Source organism: Comamonas sp. C24C (assembly GCF_053345995.1).
Genome location: NZ_JBKFBC010000001.1, coordinates 178,502 through 192,893, shown reverse-complemented (window position 1 = coordinate 192,893; position 14,392 = coordinate 178,502). Strand labels below are relative to the sequence as shown.

Below are 14,392 nucleotides of genomic sequence, written 5' to 3'. Positions count from 1 at the left end.
AGGATTATTTTCAATCCTAATTTGATAGCTATTAGTCTATGTATATCAAGCGCCGCTGCGCAATTTGATACAAAAAAGGGCCTCGCGATGAGGCGAGGCCCTTGAAATAGTCGCGCTGCACAGCTTACAGAAAACGCTCCAGCAGCTTGCGCGAATGCCTGTCCAGCCGAGTGCTGTCGGGAATCCGATATTGCACGCCATCCTGGCCCGTGATCTGCAGCTTGGTGCGACCGGCCAGCTTGCGGATGTCTTCCTCGGCCTTGAGCACCATCTGCGTCAGACCGCGATCCGTCTGCAGCTCCCAGGTGCTGGGGGTGGAAAAGCTGGAGACCTTGAGGATGCGCTCGATGGTCGGCACGAACTCACGCACAGCCAGGTCCTGCTCGATCAGCTGGCGATGCTCGGGCTGCAGGTCGGCCATGCGGGCCACCCACAGCGCTTCCTTGCCATCGGCGGCGATCAGCGACAGCCCTTCGGCGGGCGCGGCAATCGGAAATGCACGCACGGGAACCACCGCTTCGTAGACCAGGCCGTTGCCCAGGGTCAACACCAGACGGCCATGGGCGTTGCGCACCAGCTGCATGCCGTTCAGATTGGATTGGGGAGCTTCGATCATTGGGGTTCCTTGGTCTGCAACTTCAGGCCAGCCGCTTGCGCATCCTCTTCGGCACGGCGCGCCTGCGCGTCGTACAGACGGAAGTAATGACCCTTGAGGTCCATCAGCTCGTCGTGCGGGCCCACTTCGACGATTTCGCCACGATCCATGACCACCAGACGGTCGGCCTTGCGCAAGGTGGACAGGCGGTGGGCAATGGCGATCGTGGTGCGACCCTGCACCAGATTGTCCAGTGCCTTCTGGATTTCCTTTTCGGTCTCGGTATCCACGGCCGAGGTGGCTTCGTCGAGGATCAGGATACGCGGATCGATCAGCAGCGCACGAGCGATGGAGATACGCTGGCGCTCGCCACCCGACAGGCCCTGGCCGCGCTCGCCGACCAGGGAGTCATAGCCGTGGGGCAGGCGCAGGATGAACTCGTGGGCATGGGCGGCACGCGCCGCAGCCACGATTTCCTCGCGCGTGGCGTCGGGCTTGCCATAGGCGATGTTCTCGGCAATCGTGCCGAAGAACAGGAAGGGCTCCTGCAGCACCAGGCCGATATTGCTGCGGTAGTCGGACACGGACATGCGGCGCACGTCCACGCCGTCGAGCTGGATGGAGCCCTCGGAGACGTCGTAGAAGCGGCAGATCAGATTCACCAGGGTGCTCTTGCCCGAGCCGCTGTGACCGACCAGGCCTATCATCTCGCCGGGCTTGATCTGCAGGTTCAGATGCTTGATGACGGCGCGGCTGCCGTAGCGAAAGCCCACATCCTCCATGGTGATTGCACCCTTGGCCTTGCCGGGCAGCTTCACGGGATTGCTGGGCTCGGGCACATTGCTGACATGGTCGAGGATGTCGAAGATGCGCTTGGCACCGGCCGCAGCCTTCTGCGTGACCGAGACGATGCGGCTCATCGAATCCAGGCGGGTGTAGAAACGGCCGATATAGGCGATAAAAGCCGTCAGCACACCGACGGTGATGGAGCCGCCGGCCACCAGATAGATGCCGAAGCCCCAGACCACCAGAATGCCGACCTCGGTCAGCAGCGTCACCGTGGGGGTGAACAGCGACCAGGTCTTGTTGACCTTGTCGTTGGCCTGGAGATTGATCAGGTTGGCGTCGGCAAAGCGGTCGGCCTCACGCTTTTCCTGAGCAAAGGCCTTGACCACGCGGATGCCGGGGATGGTGTCGGCCAGCACATTGGTCACCTCGGACCAGACGCGGTCTATCTTCTCGAAGCCGGTGCGCAGGCGGTCGCGCACGGTATGGATCATCCAGGCGATAAAGGGCAGCGGCACCAGCGTGACCAGCGCAAGCCAGGGGTTGATGGAGAACAGGATGGCCGAGGTCATCACGATCATCATCACATCGGTCGCAAAGTCCAGGGCATTTAACGACAGAAAGAGATTGATACGATCGGTTTCAGCGCCGATACGCGCCATCAGATCCCCCGTGCGCTTGCTGCCGTAGTAGTCCACCGACAGGTTCAGCAAGTGGTTGTAGGTGGTGGTGCGCAGATTGGAGCCTATGCGCTCGGACACCTTGGCCAGCACGAAGGTGCGTGCCCAGCCCAGCGCCCAGGCCAGCAGCGCCGACACCAGCAACATGCCCAGATAGAAGAAAACCAGATCCCGGTTGATCTTTTCGCCGTTCTGGAACGGGATCAGGATCTTGTCCATCAGCGGGATGGTCAGATAAGGCGCCACCAGTTGCGCGCCCGTGCTGGCCACGGTCAGCAGGAAGCCCAGCAGCAGCTGGCCCTGATAGGGCTTGGCAAAGCGCCACAGGCGCAGCAGCACCCAGGTCGAGGTCTGAGGTGCCTGCTGACGTGCGCAGGCCGGGCATTCTTCGGTATCGGGTGGCAGAGCCGTGTGGCAGACCGGGCAATGCGGGACATCCTCGTCGCTGACCGCGCTGTAGACCTCCTGGCGCGCGATGCGCTCGCGCTGGCGGTCGAACTGCTGCATCAGCTGCAGCATGGCGGTCTGGTGCTTCAGGGTGATGAGCCAGTGCGCCAAACGCTCGCGAGGATCATGCAGCTCCAGATTGCCCACGCCGCCATGGTCCTGCAGGCGCAGGCTCTGCTCCACGGTCAGGGCCCATTCACGCCACTGCCGGGTCTGGGGATCGCAGGCCAGCAAACGCTCCTGCGTCAGCGCCAGCAGGCCGCTGCCAAACTGCAAATCCGCACTCAGGTCAACCGGGACGACGGCTAATACGTTTTCATGTTCAGCGAGTCTTGCTCGTAGCTCGCCCCCCAGGGGGCCGGCAAAGACTGCCGAGGCGTCCACAGTATGGTGATGTTGCATGTTGAGTTATTTTTCTCCGCCGATGGCGGCTCCAAGAGTCATGCGGGCAACCGCTTCGGCATGGTGAATATGGCTGCGCCTGACGTCCGATACACCCTGGTTAACGCGCGAACCTGCAATTAGGCTGACAAGCTTCACAATGCAGATTCTGGGCGCACAATGCCAACCTATCAGGGGCAGGAGTTTAAGAAAACCTGCTCTCCTCATTCCTATCCGCTGATCAACATGGCGAAATTCAACGACATCCAACTCTTGCGCACAACTTTCCTGCGTGGCCCCAGTGTCTGGACCTACCGCCCGGTACTGGAGGTCTGGCTGGATCTGGGAGAGCTGGAAGATTACCCGTCCAACAAGATCCCCGGCCTCAACGAGCGCCTGACGAGCTGGCTGCCCGACCTGATCGAGCACACCTGCGGCGTCGGCGAGCGCGGTGGCTTCATCCAGCGCCTGGAAGGCGGCACCTGGATGGGTCATGTGATGGAGCATGTCATCATCGAGTTGCTGAATCTGGCCGGCATGCCCGCCGAATTCGGTCAGACCCGCGAAATCTCCAAGCGCGGCGTGTACCGCATGGTGTTCCGCTGCCCCGAGGAGGCCGTGGCCCGCGTGGCGCTGGAGCATGGTCACAAGCTGCTGATGGCGGCCATCAATGACGAGCCGTTCGACCTCAAGCCCGCCGTGCATGCCATCAAGACGGCCATCAACGACCGTTACCTGGGCCCCTCGACCGGCTGCATCGTCGATGCCGCCAGCGAGCGCCGTATCCCCCATATCCGCCTGAACGACGGCAATCTGGTACAGCTGGGTTATGGCGCGGCGCAGCGCCGCATCTGGACGGCAGAGTCCGACCAGACCAGCGCCATCGCCGAAGGCATTGCCCAGGACAAGGACTTCACCAAGCGCCTGCTGGCCGCCTGCGGCGTGCCCGTGCCCGAAGGCCAGATCGTGGCATCGCCCGAAGAAGCCTGGGAAGTGGCGCAGGACATCGGCTTTCCCGTGACCGTCAAGCCTTCGGACGGCAACCATGCCCGTGGCGTGACCCTGGAGCTGTCCAAGGAAGCCGACATCAAGGCCGCATTTGCACTGGCCCAGCCCGAAGGCTCGGACGTGATCGTCGAGAAATTCATCGACGGCGTGGAGCACCGCCTGCTGGTCGTGGGCTGCAAGGTGGTGGCAGCCACCAAGGGCGAGACGGTTTCCGTCTACGGCAATGGCAATGCCACGCTGCGCGAACTGGTCGAAGTGCTGAATCAGGACCCGCGCCGCGGACCCGAGCAGGAATACCCGCTGGACTGGATCAACCTGGAAGCTGGCGCCGTGAAGCTGGAACTCAATCGCCAGCATGTGACGCCCGACAGCGTGATTCCGCAAGGCCAGAGCGTGCTGCTGCAGCGTAACGGCAATATGGCCATCGACTGCCTCGACGAGGTACACCCCGACGTGGCTTACTACGCCGTGCTGGCCGCCAAGATCGTTGGCCTTGATATCGCCGGCATGGACATGATCCTGCAGGATGTCTCCAAGCCCATGCAGGGCCAGGGTGCGATTCTCGAAGTCAACGCCGGCCCCGGCCTGCTGATGCACCTCAAGCCCACCAGCGGCGCACCGCGCCCCGTGGGCATGGCCATTGCCGACCACCTCTTCCCCCGCGAAGACGGTGCCGGCGCCGGTCGCATCCCCGTGGTCGGCATCGTTGGCACGCGCAACAACGCCTTCATTTCGCGTCTGGTCGGCTGGCTGCTGCAGCTGTCGGGCAAGCTGACCGGCGTGGCCAGCGGCGAAGGCATGTTCCTCGCCAATCGCCATACGCAAAAGACCAATACTGCCAACTGGGCCGGTGCCCATCGCCTGCTGACCAACCGTCTGGCCGAAGCCGCCGTCATCCAGACCACGGCCCGCTCCATCCTGGAAGAAGGCCTGGCCTACGACCGCTGCCTGGTCGGCGTGGTCACCGACATGGACGGCTACGAGCAGTTGGCCGATCACGATGTGCTGGAGCCCGGCCAGATGCGCCGCGTGATGCGCACCCAGATCGATGTGGTGCTGGACGAAGGCGCAGGCGTGCTCAACGCCGACCTGCCCGAAGTGGCCGATCTGGCCGAGCTCTGCGACGGCGAAGTGATTCTGTACGCCACCGGCGCCGACAACGAATTTGTCGCCGCCCACCGCGCCAACACCGAAGCCCGTCATGAAGGCGGTCGCGCTGTATTCCTCAAGGGCAACAACGTGGTGCTGGCCACCGGCACCCAGGAACGTGTGCTCGGCACGCTGGAAGCACTGTCCCTGGCCGGCGGCAAGCGCCCCGAGACCAGCGCGCTGCTGGCCGCGATTGCCACCGCCTGGGCGCTGGACATCACGCCCGAGCTGATCGGCGCCGGCATCAAGACCTTTGAATACCAGGCTTGATTGCCCCATAAAACGCTTCAACAGATATAGCTGCTGACGCTTGCCACACAAGCGTCAGACCAAGAAAAGCTTGAAATTCAGCTGAAAGAAACACCATGCAGATCACTCGCAACCGAGCCTTGCGCGGCCCCAACCTCTGGACCCGCAGCACCGCCATCGAAGCCATCGTGCACTGTGAAGACAGCGAGCTGCTGTACACCGCCATGCCCGGCTTTGAAGAAAAGCTGCGGGCGCGTTTCCCCACCATCGGTACGCTGCAGCCCCATGGCGCGGACCAGCGCCTGTCGCTGGCCCATGTGCTGGAAGTTGCCGCCCTGTCGCTGCAGGCCCAGGCGGGCTGCCCCGTCACCTTCAGCCGCACCCATGAGACCGTGGAGCACGGCACCTTCCAGGTGGTGGTCGAGTACACCGAAGAATCCGTGGGCAAGCTGGCCATGGAGCGTGCCGAGGCCCTGATTCAGGCCGCATTGAACGACACCCCCTTCGATGCTGACGCCACGATTGCCGAGCTGCGCGAGCTGGACGAGGACGACCGTATCGGCCCCTCGACCGGTGCCATCGTCGATGCCGCCGTGGCACGCGGGATTCCCTTCCGTCGCCTGACCACCGGTTCGCTGGTGCAACTGGGCTGGGGTTCGCGTGCGCGCCGCTTCCAGGCCGCCGAGATCGACTCCACCAGCGCCGTGGCCGAATCCATTGCACAGGACAAGGACCTGACCAAGCGCCTGCTGCACGCAGCCGGTGTGCCCGTACCCATGGGCCGCCCCGTCGCTGACGTGGAAGACGCCTGGGCCGTGGCCCTGGAAGTGGGACTGCCCGTGGTAGTCAAGCCCCAGGACGGCAACCAGGGCAAGGGCGTGGTGGTGAACATTACCACCCGCGAAGGTCTGGAAGCCGCTTACAAGACCGCCAGCGAGTTTGGCGACGAGATCCTCGTCGAGCGCTTTTTGCCTGGCCATGACTTCCGCATGCTGGTCGTCGGCGGCCAACTGGTGGCTGCCGCCCGCCGCGAGCCGCCCCAGGTGCTGGGCGACGGCCAGCACACCATCCGCGAACTGGTGAACATCGTCAACCAGGACCCCCGCCGCGGCTCCGGCCACGGCACGGCATTGACCAAGGTACGCCTGGACGATATCGCCATCGCCCGCATCGCCAGCGAAGGCCTGACGCCCGACAGCGTGCCCGCCCAGGGCCAGCGCGTGGTGCTGCGCAACAACGCCAATCTGTCCACCGGCGGCAGCGCCACCGATGTGACCGATGACGTGCATCCAGAAATCGCCGCCCGGGCCATCGAGGCCGCGCAGACCATCGGTCTGCATATCTGCGGCGTGGACGTGGTCTGCGAAACCATGCTCAAGCCCCTGGAAGAGCAAAGCGGTGGCATCGTGGAAGTCAATGCCGCCCCCGGCCTGCGCATGCACCTGGCCCCCTCCTTCGGCCGTCCCCGCAATGTGGGCGCGCCCATGGTGGACGAGCTGTTCGCGCCCGGCGACGACGGCCGTATCCCCGTGGTTGCCGTCACCGGCACCAATGGCAAGACCACGACCACCCGCGTGATCGCCCATCTGTTCACCTCGCATGGCTGGCGCACCGCCATGACCAACACCGACGGCGTGTACGTCAACGGCCGCCAGATCGACAGCGGCGACTGCTCCGGCCCCAAGAGTGCACGCAACGCCCTGGCCCACCCCGAGACCGATGCGGCCGTGCTGGAATGCGCACGCGGCGGCATCTTGCGCGAAGGCCTGGGCTTTGACCGCTGCCAGGTCGCCGTGGTCACCAATGTGGGCGAAGGCGACCACCTGGGCCTGAACTTCATCACTACCAAGGAAGATGTCGGCGTGCTCAAGCGCGTCATCGTGCAGAACGTGGCGCCCACTGGCTATGCCGTGCTCAACGCTGCCGACCCGCTGGTCGCGGCCATGGCCCATGTCTGCCCTGGCAAGGTCATCTTCTTTGCCGCCGACCGCCACCACCCCGTCATGGCCACGCACCGTGCCCAGGGCAGCCGCGTGGTCTATGTCGATGGCGACGCCATCGTGGCCGCTGAAGGATCCTGGCGCGAGAGCATCGCGCTGCGCGACATTCCGCTGACCCGTAATGGCACCATCACCTTCCAGGTGGAAAACGTCATGGCCTCCATCGGCGCCGCCTGGGCGGCCGGCCTGCCCTGGCAGACCATCCGCCGCGGTCTGGCAGGCTTCCTCAACGACAGCGACAACGCCCCTGCCCGCTTCAATGTGATGGATTACAAGGGCGCCACCATCATTGCCGACTACGGTCACAACCCCGACGCCATTCGCGCGCTGTCCCAGGCCGTGGAAGCCATGCCTGCCAAGCGCCGCAGCGTGGTGATCTCGGGCGCCGGCGACCGCCGCGACCAGGACATCACCGAGCAGACCCAGATTCTGGGCAAGGTGTTCGACGATGTAGTGCTCTATCAGGACGCCTGCCAGCGTGGCCGCGTGGATGGCGAAGTGCTGGCCCTGCTGAAAAAGGGTCTGGAAGGCGCGCCCCGCACCAGCTACAGCACCGAGATCCATGGCGAGTTTCTCGCCATCGACCATGCCCTGGCCCGCCTGCAACCCGGCGACCTGTGCCTGGTGCTGGTGGATCAGGTGGAGGAAGCGCTGGAGCATCTGCGCAAGCATGTGAATGGACAGTGACCCCTGAGGGGGACGACGGCCTCGCCGCGAGGCGGCTCTTGCTTGCCATCTCTCGCTTGAGCGAGTGCCCATATTCCAGCCCAGGAGCCGTGCATGAGCCCTCCGCACCTCCATACCGACCCGGCCTTGCGCCGGGTTTTGTATTTGAAGTCACAGCACTTTGCACCTGCGGCAGGGCTTGCGCGGCGGTTTTCACGCATGCTCTGCGCCAGCAGACGACGTATGATCCGGACGCATATTCGCAACGCCCAGCCCACCCATGACCTTGCAACAGCTTCGCCGCATAGCCACCTGCCTGCTGGGCCGGTGCGTGCTGGCATGGCTGGCACTGTCCATGGGGGTGGCGGCAGCCGCCCCGCTGATCCAGTCTCAGGGGTTTGAGCTGATCTGCACCAGCACCGGCGCGGTCAAGCTGATCGTCAAGGGCGAAGACGGCGACAGCGTTCTGGGTGCGGGTCACCTCGATTGCCCCATGTGCCTGCCCCATGCAGCACCACCTCCGCCCGCGCTGCAACTGCCGCCCCCTACCGAGTCACCGCTGTGGCATGCGCTGCAGCCCGTGCAGCGGGCGCGCATCGCCTCACTCACCGCAGCCCCCCTGCCCGCGCGCGGGCCACCTCCCGCTTACCTCTGAACCATTTCTGGCTCTAGCGCAGTTCCGATCTGCGCTGGCCGCTATCAGATTCATAGGGACGACTACGTCCCAAGGTAAGCATTCATGAAACAGATTTTTCTGCCACTGGTGGTCAGTGGTATCGCATGGCCGTGCCTGGCCCAGACCTCAACCGAGTCCGCCGACCTGCCTGAGCGCTCCAAGACCCTGGGCGTGGTCACCGTCAACGGTGGCCAGCCTAGCTCACTGCCCACGCAGATTCCGACCACCATCGAGGGCATCACGCGCGAGGAGATAGAAACGCGCATCAACGCCACGGACAGCGAGGACGCGCTCAAATACCTGCCCAGCCTGCTGGTGCGCAAGCGCTATATCGGCGACTACAACCACGCCATACTCTCCACGCGGGCTTCGGGCACGGGCAATAGCGCGCGCTCGGCCGTCTATGCCGACGGCATTTTGCTGTCCAACTATCTGGGCAATGGCATTGCCAACGGCAGCAACTATGCGCCGCGTTGGGGCCTGGTGACGCCCGAGGAGATCGAACGCGTCGATGTCATGTACGGCCCGTTCTCGGCCGCCTACCCCGGCAATTCCGCCGGCGCCGTGGTGGACTATGTGACGCGCATGCCCGACAAGCTCGAAGCCCATGTGGCCGCCGGCTATGCCCACCAGAGTACCGACGTGCTGGGCAGCAGCGGCAATTACCGCAGCTGGAACACCAGCGCTTCCATAGGCAGCAGAAGCGGCGACTGGTCGTACTGGATCAACCTGAGTCGCAGCGACAGCCAGGGCCAGCCCATGACCTTCCCCACCGTGCTGCAGTCCGCCGGCGTGGCGGGCGGTGCCGGCACGCCCGTGACCGGTGCCATTGCCGGGCTCAACACCACCAACCAGCCCTGGTACATCCTGGGTGCAGGCACGCAGTACCGCACCCGGCAGGATCACGCCAAGATCAAGCTGGCCTATGACATCACGCCCACGCTGCGCGCCAGCTACACGCTGGGCTGGTGGCAGAACAGCGCCAAGGGCAGCTCACAGACCTATCTGCGCGGGCCGGACGGCCAGCCGGTGTACAGCGGCAATATCAATATCGACGGCAAGACCTACAAGCTGGCCGACACCGCCTTCGGACTGAGCCAGGACCAGCAGACCCACACCATGCATGGCGTCTCGCTCAAAAGCCATACCCAGGGCGAGTTCGACTGGGAGCTCAGCGCCAGCCTGTACGACTACGGCAAGGATCAGCAGCGCGTGCCCACCGTAGCCCAGCCGGCTGCCAATCTGGGTGGCAAGGGCACGTTGCAGGATCAGGACGGCACGGGCTGGAACACGCTGGCCGCCAAGGGCACATGGCGACAGAACGACATACTGGGCCTGCAGGGCACACATATCGTGGACTTCGGCCTGGGCCGCGATGCCTACAAGCTCAACATCAGCAAATACAACGTGGTTGGCGACTGGCAGTCCGGCACGGCCAACGAGCAGTCCATCGTCAGCCAGGTCGGCGGCAGGGCCGAGACCCGCTATGCCTGGGCACAGGACAGCTGGCAGCTGGCCAGGGACTGGAAGGCCGTGCTGGGTCTGCGCTGGGAGGACTGGACGGCCAGCCAGGGCCATACCGCCACAGCAAGCAGCCAGCTGAATTACGCCCAGCGCAGCGAATCGCATTTCTCGCCCAAGGCCGCGCTGGCCTACCAGCTGGCCCGCAACACCACGCTCAAGGCCTCGCTGGGCCGTGCCGTGCGCTTTCCCACGGTGGGCGAGCTGTATGGTGCGACCTCTGGCGGGGCACTGTCCTTCATCAACGACCCGAATCTGAAACCCGAAAAGTCCTGGACGGGCGAGCTGACGGCCGAGCAAGACCTGGGTAATGGCCTGCTACGCGCCACCTGGTTCCACGAGCGCACGCGCGATGCGCTCTACAGCCAGCTGATTCCCGGAACCACCATCTCTGCGGTGCAGAACGTGGATCAGGTCCGCACCTCGGGGCTGGAACTGGCTTACTCGGCGCAGTCGGTGTGGGTTCGCGGGCTGGACCTGGGCGGCAGCCTGACCTGGGCCAACTCGCGCATCACGGCCAATGCCGCCAACCCGGCCAGCGTCAGCAAATGGCAGCCCCGTGTGCCACGCTGGCGTGCCACGGCCTGGGCCACCTACAAGCCCGATGAACGCTGGGCCTTGACCGTGGCGGCGCGCTACAGCGGGCGCCAGTACTCGAATCTGGACAACAGCGACGTGCATGCCGACACCTATATGGGTGCCAGCCAGTACTTCAGCGTCGATCTGCGGGCCCGCTATCAGATCGACAAGCAGTTGTCGGCCGCCTTTGGCATAGACAACGCCAACAATGCCAAGTACTGGAACTTCCATCCCTATCCGCAGAGAACCTTTATCGCCTCCCTGCGCTGGGATCTTTAGACGCCAGCAGCTCTAGGCCAGCCTGGCCACCAGGCCATGGGTCTTGCGCATCCTGAAAGTGCCCAGGCAGGCCAGCAGCGCCAGGGCCAGGCCCAGCACGCAGGCACCCTGCCAGCCGTTGATGCGCCAGGCGAGAGTCCCCAGCGCCGAGCCCGCCGCCGCGCCCGTGAAATAGCCCGTCATATAGACGGCATTCATGCGGCCGCGCGCTGCGGGCAGCAACTGGGCCACTGTGGCCTGGTTGGTGATATTCAGGCATTGCAGGCCCAGATCGATCACCACCATGCCCAGCACGAACCAGCCCAGATGCGCTCCGCCCACCCATAGCAGCGGCCAGGACAGCAGCAGGGCCAGCGCCCCGATGGCGCAGCTCACGCGGCCCAGGCCCTTGTCCACCAGTCGCCCCGCCTGCGTGGCCACCAGGGCACCCGCCGCACCGGCCAGACCGATCAAGCCGATCTGCCCGTCGTCCAGGCCCAGGGGACCGCTGGACAACTGCAGCGCCATGGTCGAGAACAGCACGCTGACCGAGGCGAACGCCAGCGCGCTGACCAGGGTGCGCTGGCGCAGACCCGGCTGACTGCACAGCAGATGCCACATGCTTCTCAGCACCTGTGGATAACTTACAGGACTGGGGTTGCGCGATGCCGGCAGCGCCCTCCACAGCCACAGCGCCACCACGGCCATCACCAGCGCAGCGCCCTGGTAGACGGCTTGCCAGCCCCAGGCCTCCGAGACCATCCCGGCCACGCTGCGCGCCAGCAGAATGCCCAGCAGCAGACCGCTCATCACCCAGCCCACGGCCCGCCCGCTTTGCCCCGGCTGGGCCAGGGCCGCCGCCATGGGCACCAGCACCTGGGCCGCAACCGAGAACAGACCGGCCATCAGCGTGCCCAGCAAAAACAGATCGAACTGTCCCGCCAGGCCGCACAGCGCCTGCCCCAGGGCCGCCAGCAGCATCAGGCTCACGGCCAGGCCGCGGCGCTGCAGCTTGTCGCCCAGCGGGGCCAGCAGCAAAAGACCTGCCGCATAGGCCACCTGGGCCAGCGTCACGCTGGTCGCGGCCGCCGACTCGCTGACCGAGAAATGACCGGCAATCGAGTGCAGCAGTGGCTGGTTGAAATAGTTGCCGCCCGCACACAGGCCACAGGCCAGTGCCATCAACAACAGGGAGGAAGCGCTCAGACCGGGCGCGGAAACGTTCACCGACATAGATAACAGCCACATCCGGCGGATGCGGCGCTTGCATGAAGCCACCGCCCGAGGGCCGTCGCTGATCAAAGAGGGAGTTCGGAAGTCCGGCATGCGCTGTGTCATGCCTGTGGCAGCGTCTCAGCTGCCGGTGCCCGCCAGCAGGCCGGGGCAAACCGTGATGCAATACAGAAAGCTCTGCAGCAGCCGGTATTGTCTTCAGGCCGGCTGCCAATCCCTTGCTCGGGGCACAATGCCCTGTTAAAAGACAAGGGTTAACCCTTAACTCACTGTATGCGCACCACCATGAAACTGCTCTCTGCCGTTCTGGCCGTCGCGGCCGCCGCCGTAGGAACCATGGCCTTTGTCGGCATGAGCCATGCCGAACAGATAGGCGCCGTGGATACCGTCTTCAAGTGGATTGGCCCGGATCACAAGATCGTGGTCGATGCCTATGACGACCCCAAGGTGCCGGGTGTGACCTGCTATGTCTCGCGTGCCAAGACCGGCGGCATCAAGGGCGGCCTGGGCCTGGCCGAGGATCGCTCGGAAGCGTCTATTTCCTGCCAGGCTACGGGCAATATCCAATTCCCCGCGCCGCTCAGGCAGCAGGAAGAAGTATTTACCGAGCGCACCTCGCTGCTGTTCAAGCGCCTGCGTGTGGTGCGCATGGTGGATGCCAAGCGCAACGCCCTGATCTATATGACCTACTCGGACCGGGTGATCGAGGGCTCGCCCCAGAACAGCGTCACCGCCGTGGCCGTGCCACAGGGAACGGCTATCCCGCTGAAATGAAAATCAGAGCAGGCTGCGCTTGTGCAGCCTGCGTTTGAGGCGCTTTTGGCTGAGAGCCAGGCCCGGCGACCTACTGACTGAAAGTCAGACCGCCTGCGTCCAGCGCGGGCGGGCGCAGCAAATCCTCGTTCACGCCCATGGCCTGGCTGGCGCGCTCCACGGCCTGCCAGAGTCCGGCAGGCATCTGCAAAATGGCCTCGGGGGACTGCGCATCGTCGATCCAGTGGCTGATCTGCAAGTGCTGTTCGTGAGTGAGCAGGTCCAGGTGCAGCATTTCATCGATGGTTTTCATGGTGTTCCTCCCTGCTTGAGAAAGCCGGCGCTGCACGGCCCGCGCCCGACTTGTCTACCCAATATAGGGGCAAAAACCGGTGTCGCAAGCAAATCATTGTTAAGAAAACCATAGCTGTCGACGTCTGTCATTCAGGCGCTACAGCGTGTTTGACATTGGATGGACCCGATGGCTCGCTCAGCGCCGGTTCGCTGGCCTTGCAGGCATCGACAAAGGCCTGCAGCGCGGGCGAGCGGCGCTTGCCGGCACGCTGCACCAGAGAGAAGTTGCGCCACATGCGCGGCAAGGTGGTGGGCAGAATCTCCAGCGCCCTGGCCTGCAGCTGAGACTGCACCAGCACGCGCGACAGACAGCTGATGCCCAGCCCCTGCTCGACACAGCGTGCAATCGCCTCGGAGCTGCCCAGCGTGGCGCTCGCAGGCAGCTGGTGCAGATGCGGTAGCAGCGCATGCTCGACCATCTCTCGCGTGCCGGAACCCGCTTCGCGCAACAGCCATGCCGCCTTGCGCAGCGCCGCCACACCCAGCGGCTTGCTGCGCGCCTGCTCGGCCAGCGGGTCCTGCGGCGATGCCACGATGACCAGTTCGTCGCGCAGCCAAGGCTCGACCTCCAGCCCCTGCCAATGGCTGCTGCCCTCGATCAGGCCCATGTCGACCTCCATGGCCAGCACGGCTTCGCCAACTTCCTGGGTATTGGCGATCTGCAGATCCACGCGCACCAGCGGATGCGAGCGTGCCAGCCGCGCCAGCACTTCGGGCAGCGCATAGGTGCCGATGGTGGTGCTGGCCGCCACGCGCAGGCGCACCGGCATATTGGCTGCACGCGCGGAAAACGTCTGCTCTATACCTCTGGCCTGCTCCAGCACGCCCAGAGCCTGGGGCAGCAGCGCACGGCCCGCATCGTTGAGCACCAGGCGCTTGCCCACGCGCTCGAACAACTGCACGCCCAGGCCTTGCTCCAGTTGCTGTAGAGCGGCGCTGGTGGCCGACTGCGAGAGCGCTACGGCCTCTGCGGCCGCCACCGTGGTACCGCTTTGGGCCACGGCGCAGAAGATCTCGAACTGACGCAAGGTGAGGTGCAGCATGACGATGATTCGTA

The 14,392-nt window shown here is 64.6% G+C and carries 10 protein-coding genes; 5 read left to right on the top strand and 5 right to left on the bottom strand.

All coding sequences use genetic code 11. The annotated features are described in order from the left end of the window. Positions 1-124: 124 nt before the first annotated feature. Both ACLBXN_RS00780 and ACLBXN_RS00775 read right to left on the bottom strand, forming a co-directional pair. Entirely contained in the window at positions 125-616 is a 492-nt protein-coding gene (locus ACLBXN_RS00780) for a cyanophycin metabolism-associated DUF1854 family protein (RefSeq protein WP_447610821.1), read from the bottom strand. After that, positions 613-2,910 carry a cyanophycin metabolism-associated ABC transporter gene (locus ACLBXN_RS00775; RefSeq protein WP_029158447.1) on the bottom strand — a complete coding sequence of 766 codons (2,298 nt, stop codon included), beginning with the start codon at positions 2,908-2,910 and terminating at the stop codon, positions 613-615. Before ACLBXN_RS00775 ends, ACLBXN_RS00780 begins: the two co-directional genes overlap by 4 nt. 225 nt (positions 2,911-3,135) lie before the next feature. Here ACLBXN_RS00775 and ACLBXN_RS00770 point away from each other — a divergent pair, with 225 nt between their 5' ends. The 4 genes from ACLBXN_RS00770 to ACLBXN_RS00755 all read left to right on the top strand — a co-directional run bounded on the left by ACLBXN_RS00770 (position 3,136) and on the right by ACLBXN_RS00755 (position 11,016). After that, positions 3,136-5,316, top strand: coding sequence for a cyanophycin synthetase (locus ACLBXN_RS00770; RefSeq protein ID WP_447610820.1), 2,181 nt, complete (start codon positions 3,136-3,138; stop codon positions 5,314-5,316). 95 nt (positions 5,317-5,411) lie between these two features. Beyond that, positions 5,412-7,982, top strand: a complete 2,571-nt coding sequence (gene cphA, locus ACLBXN_RS00765) for a cyanophycin synthetase (protein WP_447610819.1) — start codon at positions 5,412-5,414, stop codon at positions 7,980-7,982. Between the two features lie 259 nt (positions 7,983-8,241). After that, a complete protein-coding gene (locus tag ACLBXN_RS00760; RefSeq protein WP_447610817.1) occupies positions 8,242-8,616 on the top strand; it encodes a DUF2946 family protein in 375 nt (124 codons plus the stop codon). An 84-nt stretch (positions 8,617-8,700) separates the two neighbouring features. Next, a complete protein-coding gene (locus ACLBXN_RS00755; protein WP_447610816.1) occupies positions 8,701-11,016 on the top strand; it encodes a TonB-dependent receptor in 2,316 nt (771 codons plus the stop codon). A gap of 12 nt (positions 11,017-11,028) precedes the next feature. On the opposite strand, the gene ACLBXN_RS00750 is transcribed toward ACLBXN_RS00755, so the two are convergent. Then, complete coding sequence (locus tag ACLBXN_RS00750; protein WP_447610815.1) at positions 11,029-12,228, bottom strand: MFS transporter; 1,200 nt, start codon at positions 12,226-12,228, stop codon at positions 11,029-11,031. 273 nt (positions 12,229-12,501) lie between these two features. Between ACLBXN_RS00750 and ACLBXN_RS00745 the strand changes: the two genes are divergently transcribed. Continuing rightward, the gene (locus ACLBXN_RS00745) at positions 12,502-13,002 is read left to right on the top strand and encodes a CreA family protein (protein ID WP_043003609.1); all 501 of its coding nucleotides are present in this window, start codon (positions 12,502-12,504) and stop codon (positions 13,000-13,002) included. A gap of 70 nt (positions 13,003-13,072) precedes the next feature. Here the strand turns inward: ACLBXN_RS00745 and ACLBXN_RS00740 are convergent, their stop codons facing one another. Further along, complete coding sequence (locus ACLBXN_RS00740) at positions 13,073-13,294, bottom strand: hypothetical protein (protein WP_003058848.1); 222 nt, start codon at positions 13,292-13,294, stop codon at positions 13,073-13,075. Between the two features lie 127 nt (positions 13,295-13,421). After that, entirely contained in the window at positions 13,422-14,378 is a 957-nt protein-coding gene (locus ACLBXN_RS00735) for a LysR family transcriptional regulator (RefSeq protein ID WP_407715064.1), read from the bottom strand. Positions 14,379-14,392: the final 14 nt, after the last annotated feature.

What these genes read in the sequence shown, in the direction of transcription:
- cphA (WP_447610819.1), top strand. Translation starts at nt 5,412, where the DNA reads ATGCAGATCACTCGCAACCGAGCCTTGCGCGGCCCCAACCTCTGGACC.
- ACLBXN_RS00740 (WP_003058848.1), bottom strand. Translation starts at nt 13,294, where the DNA reads ATGAAAACCATCGATGAAATGCTGCACCTGGACCTGCTCACTCACGAA.
- ACLBXN_RS00770 (WP_447610820.1), top strand. Translation starts at nt 3,136, where the DNA reads ATGGCGAAATTCAACGACATCCAACTCTTGCGCACAACTTTCCTGCGT.
- ACLBXN_RS00780 (WP_447610821.1), bottom strand. Translation starts at nt 616, where the DNA reads ATGATCGAAGCTCCCCAATCCAATCTGAACGGCATGCAGCTGGTGCGC.
- ACLBXN_RS00745 (WP_043003609.1), top strand. Translation starts at nt 12,502, where the DNA reads ATGCGCACCACCATGAAACTGCTCTCTGCCGTTCTGGCCGTCGCGGCC.
- ACLBXN_RS00775 (WP_029158447.1), bottom strand. Translation starts at nt 2,910, where the DNA reads ATGCAACATCACCATACTGTGGACGCCTCGGCAGTCTTTGCCGGCCCC.
- ACLBXN_RS00735 (WP_407715064.1), bottom strand. Translation starts at nt 14,378, where the DNA reads ATGCTGCACCTCACCTTGCGTCAGTTCGAGATCTTCTGCGCCGTGGCC.
- ACLBXN_RS00760 (WP_447610817.1), top strand. Translation starts at nt 8,242, where the DNA reads ATGACCTTGCAACAGCTTCGCCGCATAGCCACCTGCCTGCTGGGCCGG.
- ACLBXN_RS00755 (WP_447610816.1), top strand. Translation starts at nt 8,701, where the DNA reads ATGAAACAGATTTTTCTGCCACTGGTGGTCAGTGGTATCGCATGGCCG.
- ACLBXN_RS00750 (WP_447610815.1), bottom strand. Translation starts at nt 12,228, where the DNA reads ATGTCGGTGAACGTTTCCGCGCCCGGTCTGAGCGCTTCCTCCCTGTTG.